This is a genomic window from Candidatus Salinivivens marinus (assembly GCF_965655845.1).
Lineage (GTDB): Bacteria > Pseudomonadota > Alphaproteobacteria > Rhodobacterales > Rhodobacteraceae > Salinivivens > Salinivivens marinus.
In genome coordinates this window covers 42,764-58,943 of the sequence record NZ_CBFHHX010000012.1, presented here as the reverse complement: position 1 = coordinate 58,943, position 16,180 = coordinate 42,764, and the positions used below count along the sequence as shown (strand labels likewise).

Sequence of the window (16,180 nt, the reverse complement as noted above, 5' to 3'; positions counted from 1 at the left end):
GTATATTTAATATTTAACTATTTTTAGACCACCATCCTCGTCTCCGCGTCTTCTTTGTTTCTTCTTTTACTGGCTCTGACTGATCATCTAAATCAGATGGTTTTACCTCCCTATCCAAATTTTTTGATTTATCAGTGGATGGTGTAACTTTCTTGGTTCTACTTGATTTAGGCTTAGTTACTTTCGTGTCATTTTTCCCTTCTTTTTTCTCGGAAACATCACTTTTAAGAACTGAAGCACTTTCAGCTAATATATCTTGATCGTCAATAATAGCGTCATCTTTAGTAGCTTTTTTTCGACCTCGTGGATTAGTCTTTGCCTTTGATATTTTAACATCATTTTCATTTTTTGGTAGCTCAGTGGCAGTTACGCCCATACCATTCTTAACATTAGCGTTATCAGAGCTGTCTTGCTTCGCATCACTTGTTCGAACTTTTCTTGTTGTACGTTTTCGTTTTGATTCAGGCGATTTTAGTTCGTCGTCTTTAGACAGATTTGTTTCCGCCGCATCCGGTTCAGCAGAAACACTACTATTTATTTCAGAACTAATTTCTAAGTTCGCAGAAGCAGCTTCACTCTCTTTCTCGGTACTTTCATTAGCTGTGACATCTTGCTCATCGCCACCAGTACGGGGCTTTCGTCTTCGCCTTCTTCTACGTTTTTTAGGTTTACTATCATCATCTTGCTTTGATTTCTCAGATATTGAAGATAACGGCTCGCTATCATTTTCATCTAACATTTCTACGTCTGATGCACTGATCGCTGTTGATGGCTCAGAACTTACTTGTTTCTCGCTTAGAGGTCGTGATGAAGTTTTTAACTTTTCAATTGAATATTCTGGACTGACTAAAGCAGTGTCAGCATTTATTCTTACAAATAGTGAGAACCGAGCCTCGATATTTGCGATATGGTCGCGTTTCTGGTTAACTATGAAATTTGCAACTGAAACTGGGCAATTAACCACAACTTCTCTAGAACGGCCACGTACACCTTCATCTTCTATTTGACGTATTATGGTCAAAGCTAAATTCTCTTCAGATCTAATCAATCCAGTTCCATGACAATGAGGACAATTCTGAGTTGTTGCTTCTATCATTCCCGGCCTGAGTCTCTGTCTACTCATTTCAAGAAGTCCAAAACCGGAAATTCGTCCAACCTGAATTCTAGCCCGATCTGTCTTCAGCTTATCCTTTAATTTACGTTCAACAGCAGAGTTATTTCTGCGGTCCTCCATATCTATAAAGTCAATAACAATTAAACCTGCAAGATCACGTAAGCGCAATTGACGGGACACTTCCTCAGCGGCTTCTAGATTAGTCTTTAAAGCAGTGTCTTCAATCGAACCCTCTTTTGTAGCACGTCCAGAGTTTACATCTATCGCTACAAGAGCTTCCGTAACTCCAATTACTAGATATCCGCCTGACTTTAACTGCACTACTGGGTTAAACATCGACGTAAGATAAGTTTCCACTTGATACCTGGAGAATAGAGGAAGGGGATCATTGTAATGTTTAACGTTTTTCGAGTGACTAGGCATAATCATGCGCATAAAATCTTTTGCGATTTTGTAGCCTGCCTCTCCTTCAACTAATACTTCATCTAAATCTCTATTGTACAAATCGCGTATTGAACGTTTTACAAGATCACCCTCTTCATAAATTTTTGTTGGAGCGATAGATTTTAAAGTTAACTCTCTTATTTGCTCCCATAACCTCTGCAAATATTCATAATCTCTTTTGATCTCAGTCTTAGTTCTCTTTGCACCTGCGGTACGTACTATCAAACCAGCACCTGAGGGAACCTCTATACCACCGGCAATCTCTTTTAATTTTTTTCTATCTACGGCATTAGTTATCTTCCTACTTATCCCTCCTCCCCTGGCTGTGTTTGGCATTAGAACACAATAACGACCCGCAAGAGATAAGTAAGTTGTTAATGCCGCTCCCTTATTTCCACGCTCCTCTTTCACTACTTGAACTAATAAAATTTGCCGCACTTTAATTACTTCTTGGATTTTATAGCGGCGGGGTCTTGGCTTACTTGCGATCACTAAATCTAATGGATCATCAGTTTCAGAAACAGATTCAATTTCATCTAAGCTATCTTCAGATGAATCGTCTTGATCTATATCCGTAGTTTCCTCAGCAGCAGGTTTATTATCTGGACCAGCTTCTAAGCCAGGATTAATCTCACGAGTATTTTCTAAAGCGTCCTTGTCTAGTTTACCGAACGATCCGTTCTGATCCTCCTCAGAACCTGGTACATCACTCTCTAAGAGCTGGCTCGCATCCCCCTCATTTAAATCCTGTTTTTCAATAAAGTCGGCAGATTTAGTATCTTTTGATCTAGTTTTTACCCTACTACGTTTTTTCTCAGCTTGAGCATTTTCCTCCTGTTCGCGCAGTGCGTCAGCATAAGCACGCTCTTCTTCCATCAGAGCCTCTCTATCGGCTATTGGAATCTGATAATAGTCAGGATGAATCTCGGAGAAGGCCAAAAATCCGTGGCGATTTCCACCATAGTCAACAAAAGCAGCCTGCAGACTTGGCTCAACTCGTGTTACTTTAGCAAGATAAATATTACCTGCTAGCTGTCTCCTTGTCTCAGATTCAAAATCAAATTCTTCGACGCGGTTTCCGTCAACCACAACGACGCGAGTTTCCTCAGCATGTGCGGCATCAATAAGCATTTTTTTAGGCATAAAATATATATACATGCAGGTATGGAAACAATTTCTTTGAAAAAATTAGCTTCTTTCCTGCCGCATCCCATTTGGGCGATAAAATTTGTACAAGGGCCCTCATGTACGGGGCCAGATGCCACTGTTATAAAAGAAGTGCAATCAGTACGTTTCATCGCGTTAACATCTCCGGCAAACTTTGTTCACCAATTATAAACTACCATCCTCTTAGAATAGGACGATTGATCTGTTTTAGACCAGAAGGTCTTGCGCAGTTAAACTCGCTAAGCTCGCGCTGCATCAAACCCTAAAACTCTTTAAACACTATATTTTTCAATAGTACTGATTTGTTATTAATTGAAAAATCTACCAAAACACAATCGAAAATTACACGATTATGTTATTTTCAGCTAATCTTACTGACTTAGTTAAGACCATCAATTGCTCTAAGTCGCTTAAAAAGACTTGATGTATCCCAGCGACCGCCACCCATTTTTTGAATATCTTTATAAAATTGATCAACAAGAGAGGTTACGGGTAAGGATGCGCCGTTACTATCTCCAGCATCCAAACAAATCTTTAAATCTTTACGCATCCAATCGACTGCAAAACCATGCTCAAACTCGTTTTTGAGCATGGTTTCGTAACGATTAGACATCTGCCAACTCCCAGCAGCACCCTGAGAAATCACCTCAATAACCGCATTTCCATCCAATCCAGATTTTTCTGCAAAATGAAGTGCTTCTGAGAGCCCCTGCACCAACCCTGCTATAGCTATTTGATTGCACATTTTTGTTTTCTGCCCGGCGCCGGTGTCTCCAATTCGACGACAAATCTTCGAATATATCTCTAAAATCGGCTCAGCCAGTTTATAATCTCCTTCATCCCCACCACACATTATTGACAATACGCCGTTTTCTGCTCCTGCTTGCCCACCGGAAATAGGAGCATCAATAAACCTAATACCAAGCTCTTGTGATTTTTTATAAAGCTTTTCAGTTACTTGGGCTGATACTGTTGTATGATCAATAAAAAGTGCTCCCTTTTTCATATTGGGAAAAGCACCGTGTTCACCGATTGTTATATCTAGAAGATCGTTGTCATTTCCCACACATGACATAACAAAATCTACATCCTTGACAGCTTTGTATGGAGTTTCAGCAATACTTCCCTTGAATTCTGAATTCCACTTTTTAGCCTTTGAAAGAGTTCTATTGTAAACAGTGATTTTGTGCCCTGCAGTGGCAAGATGTCCAGCCATAGGGTACCCCATTACTCCTAAACCTAAAAAAGCAATTTTTGCCATAGCATTTCCCCTCAATTTCTGATTTTGCTAATTTTGGTTTACAATCTATGAAGTTTCAATAGCCATTCGGTCATCAAGAGGAAAAAATGGCAAGAGTTCTACACTGGATATTTAGAATAATTGGTGGATCCCTAATTTTATCCTTAATTATATTAGCTTTTATTTTTTACATCGTACTCAGATCAATTCCCGACTACGATAAAAGTGTTGAATTACCCGGAGTAACAGCTCCTATTGAGATCGTGCGTGACACCTTTAATATACCTCATATATACGGCAAAAATGATACTGATCTGTACTTTGGCCTAGGGTATGCACATGCACAAGATAGGCTTTGGCAATTAGTGGTGGACCGCTTGACGGCACAGGGCAGACTCTCTGAGATTTTCGGAAAGCAAGCGCTCCCCTTAGATGAATTTATGAGACGCATAAATATATACTCCCTTGCTCAGGACTCGGTGGTTGCGCAGGATGACAGGACAAAAAGGTTTTTAGAGGCTTACGCGGCAGGTGTGAATGCTAGATTTATGGAAATTAATCGTGAATCACTCGGGCGTGGAGCTCCAGAATTACTCTTGTACAACATACCATTAGCGTCATGGCATCCTGCGGACAGTATTGCACTTCTGAAATTGTTCGCTGTGAATTCAACTAGCCACTATGCAAAAGAAATCCTAAGAGCAAGAACTCTAATAACTCTTCCCGACCCGAAAAGGGTAAAAGACATTTTACCAGACTCTCCAGTACCGACTGGAGAAGCCACTATGGAGGTTCTACGAAAACTGGATAGAAACGTTTCTATATCTCCCCCAAAAATGAAGGTTAACTCAAACTTCTTTACCAGTTTCTCCAATAATCGATTTGCTGGCGCCTCAAACTCTTTCGCAGCGAGAAACGATAGAACAGCAGCTGATGGCACGTTACTGGCAAATGACCCCCATTTTAAATTAAGTGTACCTAGCCAATTTTATTTGGCTCATTTAGATTTATCGAGTGGTGGGGTCATAGGTGGAACGATACCAGGAATACCCACAATAGTTGCTGGGCGAACTCCTTATATAGGTTGGGGTATATCTGCCTCATATGCTGATGATCAAGATCTATATGCAGAAGAAGTAAGGGAGAGTGATAGCTCTATGTATAGATCTCTAAATGGGTGGAAGAAGTTTAGAACAGAAGAGACTTACATAAAAATAAAAGGGGATAAATCAAAAAAAATTATATTAAAATGGAGTGAAAACGGACCCATTTTGAATAAAAAAACCTCACAAATTTTTGATATTACTCCTGAAGATCATGAAATGGCGTTAAGTTGGACTATGCTTTCTCCTAAGGATACGTCAATTTCTGCCCTAATCAACCTAACCCATTCCAAAGATCTTTCCACTGCTTTAAAAGCTCTTGAGAAACATGTAGCACCCTCATTGAATTACACTATAACCGATAATCAAAATATAGCTCTTCAGCTGGCTGGAAGACTTCCAATTAGAAACGCTAATCACGCTACTAAAGGTCGTTTGCCAAGTCTCGGATATGTAAAAGAAAATAGATGGTTAGGATATGAACCTTACGATAATAATCCACGATTTGTTAATCCCAAAAATGGATTAATTACAAATACAAACAATAAAATTTCAGATGACAAATTTCCTAATCATATTTCATTTGATTGGGGCGATACTCAGAGAATTGAACGATTATCCCGTCTACTCGGATCTCGAAAAGTTCACACAAGAGAAAGCTTTATAGAGGCACAATTAGATACAGTAAGCTTTCCTGCAAAATCATTACTCCCAATTATTGGAGCCAATCTGTGGTACAAGCCAATAACAAATTTAAATTCAGACTTGGATCAAGATGTGAAAGTAGCACTTAAGCTACTTGCAGAGTGGAATGGCGAAATGAATGAACATCTACCAGAACCCTTAATTTTTTATTCATGGATGCAAAACTTGCAAAAAAGACTGATCCAGGATGAATTAGGAGTGCTTTCGCAAGAATTCAGAAATTTTGACCCTATCTTTCTGGAACGTGTGTTCAGAAATATAGAAGGCGCATCAGAGTGGTGTGATATTGTGCAAAGTGTTCCTTTGGAAAATTGTGAAAAAGTGGCAGAACTTGCACTTTATGACGCAGTATCTGAGCTCAAGGACATGTATAAAATTGACATTACCTCTCTTAGATGGGGAGATGCTCACATAGCGATGCACGACCATTTAACATTGGGACATATTCCGGTATTAAATCTATTAATTAACTTAAGGCAATCCGTATCTGGCGGTGATTTCACACTACAAAGAGGGTTAAGTTCTGGAGATCCTTATAACCCATTTGAAAACGTTCATGCAGCCGTTTACCGAGGGGTTTATGATTTTTCCGATCCAGACAGCTCACTCTATGTAATTTCTACAGGACAATCTGGTCATTTATTCTCAAGACATTATGATGATCTTGGGCAATTGTGGCGTCGTGGTGAATATATTACAATGTCTCTTGACCTAGATCTGGCCAGGGCTGCATCAACTGGGACTACAAAAATTATTCCTGCATCAAAATTACAATAGATCGAACTGCTTCCTTTGTTTTTCGCTCCACCTTAAGACCATTCTATAGTTTTCATCTACTAAGCGCTCAGACTCAACCACCCCATTTCTGTATAGCCAAGCCCTTTTTTTACCATCAGTCGTAGATACGCTCCTAATGTCCTTACTATATCTTGACGACATCACATTGATAATACCTGTCTTAAGATTTTCCAAACCCAGTCCAGAAGCGGCACAAACTGGATAAATTTTTCTTTTATTTAAACTTATATCGGGTTGTTGCATTTTTTGACATTCTGGATGTAAATCTATTTTGTTCCAGACCTCCAAAACCGGAATATTCTCATCTAACCCAATCTTTTCTAAAATGCCTAACACATCTTGAGATTGGTTATCAGAATTAGGATGACTAATATCTCGGACATGTAAAATCACATCAGAATTTAAGACTTCTTCTAGAGTTGAACGGAACGAAGCAATAAGCTCAGTAGGCAAATCCGATATAAAACCTACAGTATCGGAAATTATTACAGAAACCCCAGAACGTAATTTAGAAATACGAAGTGTAGGATCAAGAGTTGCAAATAGCATATCTTTGCACAAAACGTCTTCATTTGTTAGTTTGTTAAAAAGTGTTGATTTTCCAGCATTAGTATATCCAACAAGCGAAACAATTGGCGTGGCTGTTTTAGATCTTCTTTTCCGGTGCAATTCTCTAGTTTTGACCACTTTTCGCAGTTGACCTCCAAGGCTCTTCAATTGAGAGTCAATTGCTCTTTTATCAGATTCAATCTGTGTTTCTCCAGGACCTCCAACAAAACCTAATCCACCACGCTGTCTTTCCAAATGCGTCCAAGCCCTGACAAGTCTCGTGCGCTGATACGAAAGAGCTGCCATTTCAACTTGCAATACACCTTCTCTTGTTGCGGCCCTATTTGAGAAAATCTCCAATATTAAACTTGTACGATCGAGCAGTTTTACATTCCAAGCTTTTTCAAGATTTTTTTGCTGAACAGGAGATACATTGCAATTAATGAAAACAATATTCACATTATTAAATGCAAATAAACGATGTAGATCGTTTTGCTTTTGCTTTGTAAAAATCGCTGAAGGGTTAAACGAAGAAATTTTTACTACCTGAGAGCCTGCCAACTCTAGCTCAGGTAACGCAGTTGAAAGTGAAACCGCTTCCTCAAGCTTAAAATTAGCTTCTGTTTCATTAAAATTAGACCGTAATTCAACCTGAAGGACCCAAATCCGAGTCTTTGCACGATCTACCTGATTCAACTAGGCTCTTCTCCATCATACAACGAAACGTTTTGAGAAGGCATTATCGTAGAAATAGCATGTTTATAGACAAGCTGGGACTGTCCATCGCGACGTAAAAGTATGCAAAAGTTATCAAACCAGGTGATTACACCCTGTAATTTAACACCATTTATAAGAAAAACCGTTACCGAGTTTTTTTCTTTGCGAACCTGATTTAAAAATGCGTCTTGTAAATTCTGACGATCGGATGCCATTTATTAGCCTCATTTATTGTTTTAGATTATATTGGCATAAAAATGTAAATAACAACAGCTAATTTAGAAATCAATCTCAGGGAGATATTGATCCCTTAAATTATTTACTCCAAACTGAAGGAGATATTAGAGCAACTATAACCAATATTTCAAGGCGACCTAATATCATTGCTACTCCAAGCAAAAATTTAAATATTTGGTTTAGGTCATTAATTAATAATTCATATCCGACATTAACAAATAGAGGTCCTGTGGTAGTAAGTGCAGAAACCGAGAGAGCAAGGCCTGGTCCAATATCATCAAAAAGCATTGAAAATGTAAAAGTAAAAAAAGCCAATGCGGCCATAAAAAGCATAAAAAATATCCATGCCATGAGACGATTACTTTTGTTATCTGAAATTAATCCTTTACCTTTTTTTGAAGGAATTGAATTTGGGTGCAGCATCATATCAACTTCCTGAGCAGCATTCCTGTAAAGAATATAGACCCTTAATAATTTTACTCCCCCAGCCGTAGTGGCAACGCCCCCCCCAATTATAGTTAGGCCCATAAGTGCAACTACTGTCATCTCTGCTGTGGGGGAATGCAGATCTTTAAACCATACGTTACTTTCATTACCCATGGTGACTAAATATGACGTAACAGTGAAAAATATCCCCCATAAATGTTTAAAAAGGAATATTATGCTTATTTTGGCATTTTCTGAAATCATTACAATAAAAGAATTAGCAAAAATAAGAACCGTTACAGTCAAAATAATGATTAAAGCTAAGCGAATTTCAGGATCTTTAAAAATTCTAAACTTCTGTATTTCATTGATATCACGTATGAATAATGATTTTGACAATGCAAAGACAAAAAATAACAAAATAATCCCCTCTACAATGAAAATATTAGTTGCATTATAGCTCGTTGCCTCAAAGCCAGAAGTCGATATTACAGACATGGACATTAAAACAGCTTTGAAAGCCGGAACGCCTGCGAGAGTTAAGAAAAGCCATAAAGAAATTGTAATTGCGATGTAAATTGGAATTAATTGCCGTGCATAATTTATTACTGAATTACTACTTGTATGAGCCTCATTTGACAGTCCACTTGGAAAATCAGTAACACCAATTTCAAATTTACTAATATTTAAAGGCAACAAAATACTTACTGCACCTATCCAAAAAAATATACCACCGATCCACGAAACCATCGCTAGCCATAACTGAAAAGCACTTCCATCTGATGTCCCAACAGGAGTGATATTTAAACCCGTAGTTGAAAAAGCGCTCACCATTTCAAGCCAACCGTCCAAAAAACTAACATAATCAAAACAAAGAACCATCGGCATAGCCATAAATACTGGTAAAAATAGATATGAAAGAATAAATGAAACTAGCTGATCAAAATTATTTTGCGTTTTAGGAATATTACTCAATGCAATAGAGATTAACAGAAAGACAAATACACCAGCAAAGCTGCTGTACAAAAACGTTCTACCAACAAAATAATCTTTTTCTGCAAATGCAATTATAGAAGGTATAATCATTAATAAGGAAATTATTACAAATAATTGTAAAAAAATTGCCCTATCTATAAATGAGAGCCTCATCTTAAAAAAAGTCTATAGAAACTTGCAGAAGCCGTTCTACTTCGGGAATGTCCTCAGCCATTGTGAAAAGGGCTATTGTATCACCCTCTTCGATCAACGTTCCTCCAGAAGGCTTAACAAATTCTCCGTTTTTAATTAGCCCGCCAATTAACACGCTTTCTGGAAACTCAATATCACGAATTTTTTGTCCAGCAATTGGGGATGTTGACAGAACCTCTGCTTCCATTATTTCAGCTTCAGCATCACCTATTGCATAAACACCTTTAACGCGACCATGTCGAATATGTCTTAAAATCGAACTAACTGTTGTTGCTCTTGGATTAATGTAGGCATCAATCCCAAGCGGTTGCATTAATGGAACTAATGTAGGATCATTGATCAACGCGACGGCCATTTTACATCCTTGAGCCTTAGCTCGAACAGCAGCAAGCATATTTGTTTTATCATCATCAGTAATGGCTAAAACTGTATCGGCTCTAGAAACATTAGCCTCCGACAAAATACTAACGTCTAATCCATCACCGTTTAAAACGATAGTTCTCTCAAGATTTTCGGCGGCTGCCTCAGCAATTGTGATATTTTTTTCTATTATTTTTGTGGAAATCTTTTTTTGGTTTGCCTCGAGTTTAGAGGCTACTCTCTGTCCTACGTTACCACCACCAATTATAATTATCCGATTTTGTTCCAAATTTGGCTTACCAAAAACCTCAACAGATCTGTAAGCATCATCCACGTGACACATAAGATAACATTCATCGCCTGAAAACAATTGGTCGCCTGACTCGGGTGAAAAGAGAGTGCCTTCACGTCTTACGGCTACAACAATAGTTCTAAGTGTCGAAAACAAATCAGTTAACTGCTTTAGTGGCGTATTTAAAACCGGGCAATCGTCATCTAGCCTCAATGCGATAAGTTGTGCTTTTTCATTCAAAAACATTTCAGTGTCAAATGCAGCGGGTGCTGCCATTCGCTTCAATGCTGCGTCGGCAACTTCCCTTTCAGGACTTATTACTACATCAATTGGTAAATGGTCTCGCCTGTATAGATCAGAATAAATCGCATTTAGATACGACTGACTTCTAAGCCGAGCTATTTTGCGTGGGATCGAAAAAATTGAGTGTGCAACTTGGCAGGTAACCATGTTCACTTCGTCAGAATAAGTTGCAGCAATAATCATATCAGCATCTCGCGCGCCCGCCCTATCCAAGATATCTGGATAAGAAGCAAATCCAGAGATACCTTGAACGTCTAGAGTATTTGTAGCGCGGCGGATTAGTTCTGGATCATTATCTACTACCGTTACATCGTTGCGTTCTCCCGACAAATGACGGGCTATTTGCCACCCAACTTGGCCAGCACCACAAATTATTACTTTCATACTTAGCTCCTGTTATAATCAGAAATGGATGAATTAATTTTATTTTTTAAATATTCATTGAAATCATCAGTCATCCTCTTTTTGAGTCCTTGAAATCGAAACCACACCTAGTGACTTCAACTTCCGATGCAATGCACTGCGCTCCATTCCCACAAACTTTGCGGTCTTTGAAATATTTCCATTAAACCTATTAATTTGAGTTACTAAATATTCTCTCTCAAAAGCCTCTCTTGCCTCTCTAAGTGGCATCGTTGCAATTGGACCAGAGGCAACATTATTCAAATTTTCATTTGTTGACTTTGTTTCTGAGGGCAAATCCTCGATTGATACGTCTCCCTGTCCGTCGCCCAGAATAAGAACTCTTTCAACCATGTTTTTTAACTGTCTTATATTACCAGGCCACGCCATAGTCTGAAGCATCGTTGATGCTTCGAGTGAAAGCTGCCTAAAATTTAAACCCTGCGTTTCATGAAAAGTTTTAGCAAAATGCTCAAACAATAATGGAATATCTTCAAGTCTTTGTGAGAGTGACGGTACGTTTATCGGGACCACATTAAGTCGGTGGTAGAGCTCTTCTCGGAAAGATCGCTGCTTAATTGCTTCCCTTAAGTCTTGAGATGTTGAAGAAATTACGCGAAGATCAACTTTAACCTCAGACTTTCCGTTTACTCTTTGAAATTTCTGATCAACGAGTACTCTTAAAATTTTTGACTGCGTCTCTAATGGCATATCTGCTATCTCATCAAAGTAGATCACGCCTCCATCGGCTTGCGAGAGCAAACCATCAGATGGCAAACTATTTCCAACATCTCTGCCAAACAGCACATCTTCCATCCTATCCGGAGCAATTGAGGCACAATTCACAATTATAAATGGTTTAGATGCCCGTTCAGAATTTGCATGAATATATCTTGCTGCCATTTCTTTACCACTTCCTGAACCACCAGTTAGTAAGACCCTCCCATTAGTCTTTGTAACTTTGTCCAAATTAGCTACGAAATTTTTGAATACATTTGACTCACCAACCATAACCGATAGAGGAGTATCTTTGCGTTTCAATTCAAAATTCTCCTGACGCAACCGAGACGTTTCCATAGCGCGCCTTACAACAACAAGCAGCTGTTCTATATTAAAGGGTTTTTCAATAAAGTCGTAGGCACCCTGCTTTATTGCAGCAACTGCAATTTCAATGTTTCCATGCCCTGAAATTATAACAACCGGAACTTGAGGGAATTCCCGTTTTGTTTTTACTAATATGTCAATGCCATCCATTTCATTATCTTTTAACCAAATATCTAGTATTAATAGCCCAGGCACAGATTTTTTTAATTCTTGAAGACACTCATCGGCACTACCACAAAGTCTTGTTTGGTATCCCTCGTCTATTAATATCTCCGAAATGAGCTCGCGAATATCACGTTCATCATCAACTATCAGGATATCTTTCATAGCTCTTCTCCAAGTTTTAGTCTCAATTCTCACTCATTGCAAAATACGGTAGCTCTATTATGGCAGCAGCACCAACTTTCCTACTATTTTTGTAGTTAGGGGCATCTTCCAGTCGGAATGTTCCACCATGCTCTTCAATTATTTTCTTAACTATAGCTAAACCCAAGCCAGTGCCGTTTTCACGTGTTGTAACATATGGCTCAAACAATCGCGCTCTGTCAGCAGGCAAACCAATGCCATTATCAACAACTGAGACTTCAAGAAACGTATCGTGGCGCGCAACAATAATGTCTATTTGACCCTTAACTTCTGAAGACTCTTCCTTACTCTGTCTACTTTCAATCGACTCCCCTGCATTTTTCAAGAGATTGATAAGAACTTGTGAAATCATGGTTGCATCCAATTCAAACATAATCGGTCCTTTGACAATGTTTCTCTTAAATAAAATTTCTGGAAAGCCGGATTCTTGTAGTGAAATAGCAGAATTTACAACTTTAATGATATCCTCAGACTGCTTTTCCGGTTCAGGCATCCTTGCAAATTTTGAAAACTCATCTACAATTCGGCTAAGGTCATTTGTCTGTCTAACAATTACTTCTGTCATATTAGCTAGCGTATCACCCTCTCTGTCCACTAGAGGCATGAACTTCCGCTTTATTCTCTCAGCTGACAATCTAATTGGAGTAAGTGGGTTTTTAATTTCATGAGCTATTCGCTGCGCTACATCTCCCCAAGCAGCCGCTCTCTGAGCAGACACAAGTTGCGTAACGTCGTCAAAAGCAACGACAAAACCATCGATATTATCATCTTCATCTTTCATGGGCGCCATTCTGACTAAAAGGTTCTCCAATCTACCTGCTCTCAACAGCTTAATTTCTTGCTGAAAGCTCTTCAAATTGTTAGCAAATAGCGCGGTGTACACTGGTGCAAATTCTGGAACTAATATATCGAGCTTAGTATTTTCTAAATTTTTATGATCACAGCTTAGCAAACTGATAGCAGAACGATTAATAAAGGATATTTTACCACTCGGATTTAAGCCGATTACTCCAGAAGTAACAGAAGCCAAAACACTATCAAAGAGCCTCCGTCTCTCATCAATTTGAGAGGTATTTTGTAACAGTTTATCACGTTGTATCTTTAACTGAACTGTCATACGATTAAACAGCTTAGAAAGCTGAGCTATTTCATCATCACCGGATTCCTCTCGCACCCTAACATTAAGTTCACCTTCAGCAATTTTTTGTGCAGCACCAGTCAAACGACCAATGGGTCTAGATAGTCTTTCTGCAAACCACAAGCCCAATAAAACTGAGCTAACAATCATGAGAATAGCAAATGCAAGATAGACAAGTGCAAAGTTAAATAACACTTTGCCTTTTTCATTCTCCAGTTGCTGGTATAAAGATGCTGTCTCCTGTGTGTCATCAAGTAAGTTTAGTAAATTCCCATCCACCAAGCGGGTTACGTACAAGTAATGTCCAGGGAAACCATCAATATAAACCAAAGCACGGATTTCATTATTGTCCCAGTCTTCAATAATCTGAACTTGATTCAATGCAGCATCAAAAAGTGAAGGTTCTGGCTCATCGTAATCAAATGCATAATTACGAAAACCCCTAAGTTTTATTTTTCCTTTATCATCAATAACGAAGGCCTCTTTCATTCCCCTTTGCATCTCTTGTTGGAGCTTTGCCAAATGAGTTCTAAACTCAGATGAATCTACGCCGAATCGACTCTTTCTAAAATTCCCTAACTCATTAGCTAAATCGGTAATGTCTTCTACCATTGCTTGCCGCTGTTCAGTCTCATAGGCCTCAGCAGCAGACCTTGACGCACCTATGACACTTTGAACTCTGTCAGAAAACCAAGCCTCAAGCCCCATGTTGACCGTGAAAGTAGCAAAGATAGCTACCCCAATTGTGGGCAACAACGCCATTACAGTAAAAAATCCAGTTAAACGCAAATGTAGTTGCGAGCCAGCCGACCTTTGTCTTCTTTGTGAAATAATCCGCAATATTCTCAATATTACGAACGCAACTATTGTGATTACATATATAAGATCTGCCAATAAAACTAGCTGGAGCAGCCTAGACTGCGCTCGCAAATCAAAAGGGCCCAGAACAACATATGTAACAAAAGCCAAAAACGGACCTAGAAAAACTAGATAAATAGTTGAAGAAGCCCTTAAACGATCGAAAGCCCTAGTATTTAAAAACCTGGTTAGTGAAAACCGCATTGTACTTACTGACACAAAGACTCACTTATACATATTGTTGACAATATGTAACACTATTGTTGCCGCATTACATCAGTTTTCTTCTCCTTGTTACTTGAATATCTAATTCAGATATCTTTTTGCGGAGCGTATTCCGATTTATTCCAAGCAAATTTGCACACTTAGCCTGATTACCACCTGTAGCATCCAAGGCAATCGTTATAAGCGGAAATTCAACTTCTTTTAATATTCTCTGATAAACACCATTTGGTGGAAGTTGCGAGCCATGTAGGTCAAAATATCTCCTGAGATGCTTGTCGACATCGGATGCAAGTCTATCGCTTTTTCCGATGGACAAGATTGCAGCTACTTCAGGTTGGTTAGACAATGCTTGCTCGACTTCACTAAGTGAAATGACTGCCTCTTTTGCCGTCAAACCAAGCCTTTTAACCATATTCTCTAGCTGCCTAACATTTCCTGGCCAAGTATAGGTCTGTATTAATTTCATTGCAGACGGATCAAAATTTCTTGATATGCCCGTTTCTTTGTCAACTTTTTCCAGAAAGAAGCTTGCTAATAACGGAATATCCTCAAACCGCTCCCTGAGTGGAGGAACTGTTATGGGGGCTCCTCCTAAACGATAAAAGAGATCACGTCTGACTTTCTGGTCATCTACAGCCCCAGTCATTTCTCCGACTAAGGTAGCCAGAAAACGTGGAGAATGTTCTCCAGGTGAGTCAATCATACTGACCAATCTTCCTTGCTCGGCTGGCCCCAAATCCGATATCTCTTCGATAAGAATTGTGCCGTCCTTTGCCCGCGCAAGAATTTTAGACGGTCCATCCAATTCGACTAAATCATCCACCCTCATTCTAACTAAAGGCATATTCCTTCTATCCGAAAAGTCGTGTAATACTTGTGCGACTAAAGTTTTACCAGTTCCTGACTCGCCAGATATTAGTACTGGTAATTCAGAATTCATCAGCCTGGCCACAAAACGGTAGAGACTTTGCATTAAAGCAGTTTTGCCAACTATTGGTAAGCCTTCATCAGCTGCATCCATGTTGGTAGTTCTGATAGAAGCACTAGATGAAGCCGAAAGACCTTTTCCTTTTTTTGATAATGCTTTTGCGCATCTCTTCATTAAATCTGGCAAATCGAAAGGTTTAGGCAAATAATCGTATGCATCCGCTTCTGCTGCTTGTATCGCGGTCATGATAGTATTTTGGGCGGAAATAACGATAACTGGTAAATCTGGACGATCTTGAGAAATTTTTGGCAACATCTCTAACCCATTCCCATCCGGCATCATGACATCAGTAATTACTGCATCGCCTTTTCCTTCCGAAACCCATCGCATTAGCGTAGTTAAGCTTGAAGTTGCATGAACTTTTACACCCGCGCGAGTAAGCGCCTGAGTAAGAACTGTTCGAATTGTCCTATCGTCATCCGCAACTAAAACAGTGCCATCCATGCTAAATTCCCC

At 39.1% G+C, this 16,180-nt stretch carries 10 protein-coding genes; 1 reads left to right on the top strand and 9 read right to left on the bottom strand.

Annotated elements, in window-relative coordinates; translation table 11 throughout:
• Positions 1–13: 13 nt before the first annotated feature.
• Entirely contained in the window at positions 14–2,701 is a 2,688-nt protein-coding gene (locus ACTF5Q_RS10750) for an Rne/Rng family ribonuclease (protein ID WP_438954609.1), read from the bottom strand.
• A gap of 403 nt (positions 2,702–3,104) precedes the next feature.
• On the bottom strand, positions 3,105–4,001 hold the full coding sequence (locus tag ACTF5Q_RS10745; RefSeq protein WP_438954608.1) for an NAD(P)-dependent oxidoreductase: 897 nt from the start codon (positions 3,999–4,001) through the stop codon (positions 3,105–3,107).
• A 71-nt stretch (positions 4,002–4,072) separates the two neighbouring features.
• Between ACTF5Q_RS10745 and ACTF5Q_RS10740 the strand changes: the two genes are divergently transcribed.
• Positions 4,073–6,550: a penicillin acylase family protein gene (locus ACTF5Q_RS10740; protein ID WP_438954607.1), complete on the top strand. Its 2,478-nt coding sequence runs from the start codon at positions 4,073–4,075 to the stop codon at positions 6,548–6,550.
• Here ACTF5Q_RS10740 and hflX read toward each other — a convergent pair.
• From hflX to ACTF5Q_RS10705, 7 genes are all read right to left on the bottom strand, one after another.
• On the bottom strand, positions 6,542–7,816 hold the full coding sequence (gene hflX, locus ACTF5Q_RS10735) for a GTPase HflX (RefSeq protein WP_438954606.1): 1,275 nt from the start codon (positions 7,814–7,816) through the stop codon (positions 6,542–6,544). The genes ACTF5Q_RS10740 and hflX overlap by 9 nt on opposite strands.
• On the bottom strand, positions 7,813–8,052 hold the full coding sequence (gene hfq, locus ACTF5Q_RS10730; RefSeq protein ID WP_020044817.1) for an RNA chaperone Hfq: 240 nt from the start codon (positions 8,050–8,052) through the stop codon (positions 7,813–7,815). Before hfq ends, hflX begins: the two co-directional genes overlap by 4 nt.
• Positions 8,053–8,152: 100 nt before the next feature.
• Positions 8,153–9,586 carry a potassium transporter TrkG gene (locus tag ACTF5Q_RS10725; RefSeq protein ID WP_438954605.1) on the bottom strand — a complete coding sequence of 478 codons (1,434 nt, stop codon included), beginning with the start codon at positions 9,584–9,586 and terminating at the stop codon, positions 8,153–8,155.
• 64 nt (positions 9,587–9,650) lie between these two features.
• On the bottom strand, positions 9,651–11,027 hold the full coding sequence (gene trkA / locus ACTF5Q_RS10720; RefSeq protein WP_164377353.1) for a Trk system potassium transporter TrkA: 1,377 nt from the start codon (positions 11,025–11,027) through the stop codon (positions 9,651–9,653).
• Positions 11,028–11,093: 66 nt separating this feature from the next.
• Positions 11,094–12,476, bottom strand: coding sequence for a nitrogen assimilation response regulator NtrX (gene ntrX, locus ACTF5Q_RS10715; RefSeq protein ID WP_438954604.1), 1,383 nt, complete (start codon positions 12,474–12,476; stop codon positions 11,094–11,096).
• Between the two features lie 22 nt (positions 12,477–12,498).
• Complete coding sequence (locus ACTF5Q_RS10710; protein ID WP_438954626.1) at positions 12,499–14,715, bottom strand: ATP-binding protein; 2,217 nt, start codon at positions 14,713–14,715, stop codon at positions 12,499–12,501.
• Between the two features lie 67 nt (positions 14,716–14,782).
• The gene (locus ACTF5Q_RS10705) at positions 14,783–16,168 is read right to left on the bottom strand and encodes a response regulator (RefSeq protein ID WP_438954603.1); all 1,386 of its coding nucleotides are present in this window, start codon (positions 16,166–16,168) and stop codon (positions 14,783–14,785) included.
• Positions 16,169–16,180: the final 12 nt, after the last annotated feature.

Coding starts and splice junctions, on each gene's coding strand:
- trkA (WP_164377353.1), bottom strand. CDS start 11,027: ATGAAAGTAATAATTTGTGGTGCTGGCCAAGTTGGGTGGCAAATAGCC.
- ACTF5Q_RS10705 (WP_438954603.1), bottom strand. CDS start 16,168: ATGGATGGCACTGTTTTAGTTGCGGATGACGATAGGACAATTCGAACA.
- ACTF5Q_RS10725 (WP_438954605.1), bottom strand. CDS start 9,586: ATGATTATACCTTCTATAATTGCATTTGCAGAAAAAGATTATTTTGTT.
- ntrX (WP_438954604.1), bottom strand. CDS start 12,476: ATGAAAGATATCCTGATAGTTGATGATGAACGTGATATTCGCGAGCTC.
- ACTF5Q_RS10750 (WP_438954609.1), bottom strand. CDS start 2,701: ATGCCTAAAAAAATGCTTATTGATGCCGCACATGCTGAGGAAACTCGC.
- ACTF5Q_RS10710 (WP_438954626.1), bottom strand. CDS start 14,715: ATGCGGTTTTCACTAACCAGGTTTTTAAATACTAGGGCTTTCGATCGT.
- ACTF5Q_RS10740 (WP_438954607.1), top strand. CDS start 4,073: ATGGCAAGAGTTCTACACTGGATATTTAGAATAATTGGTGGATCCCTA.
- hfq (WP_020044817.1), bottom strand. CDS start 8,052: ATGGCATCCGATCGTCAGAATTTACAAGACGCATTTTTAAATCAGGTT.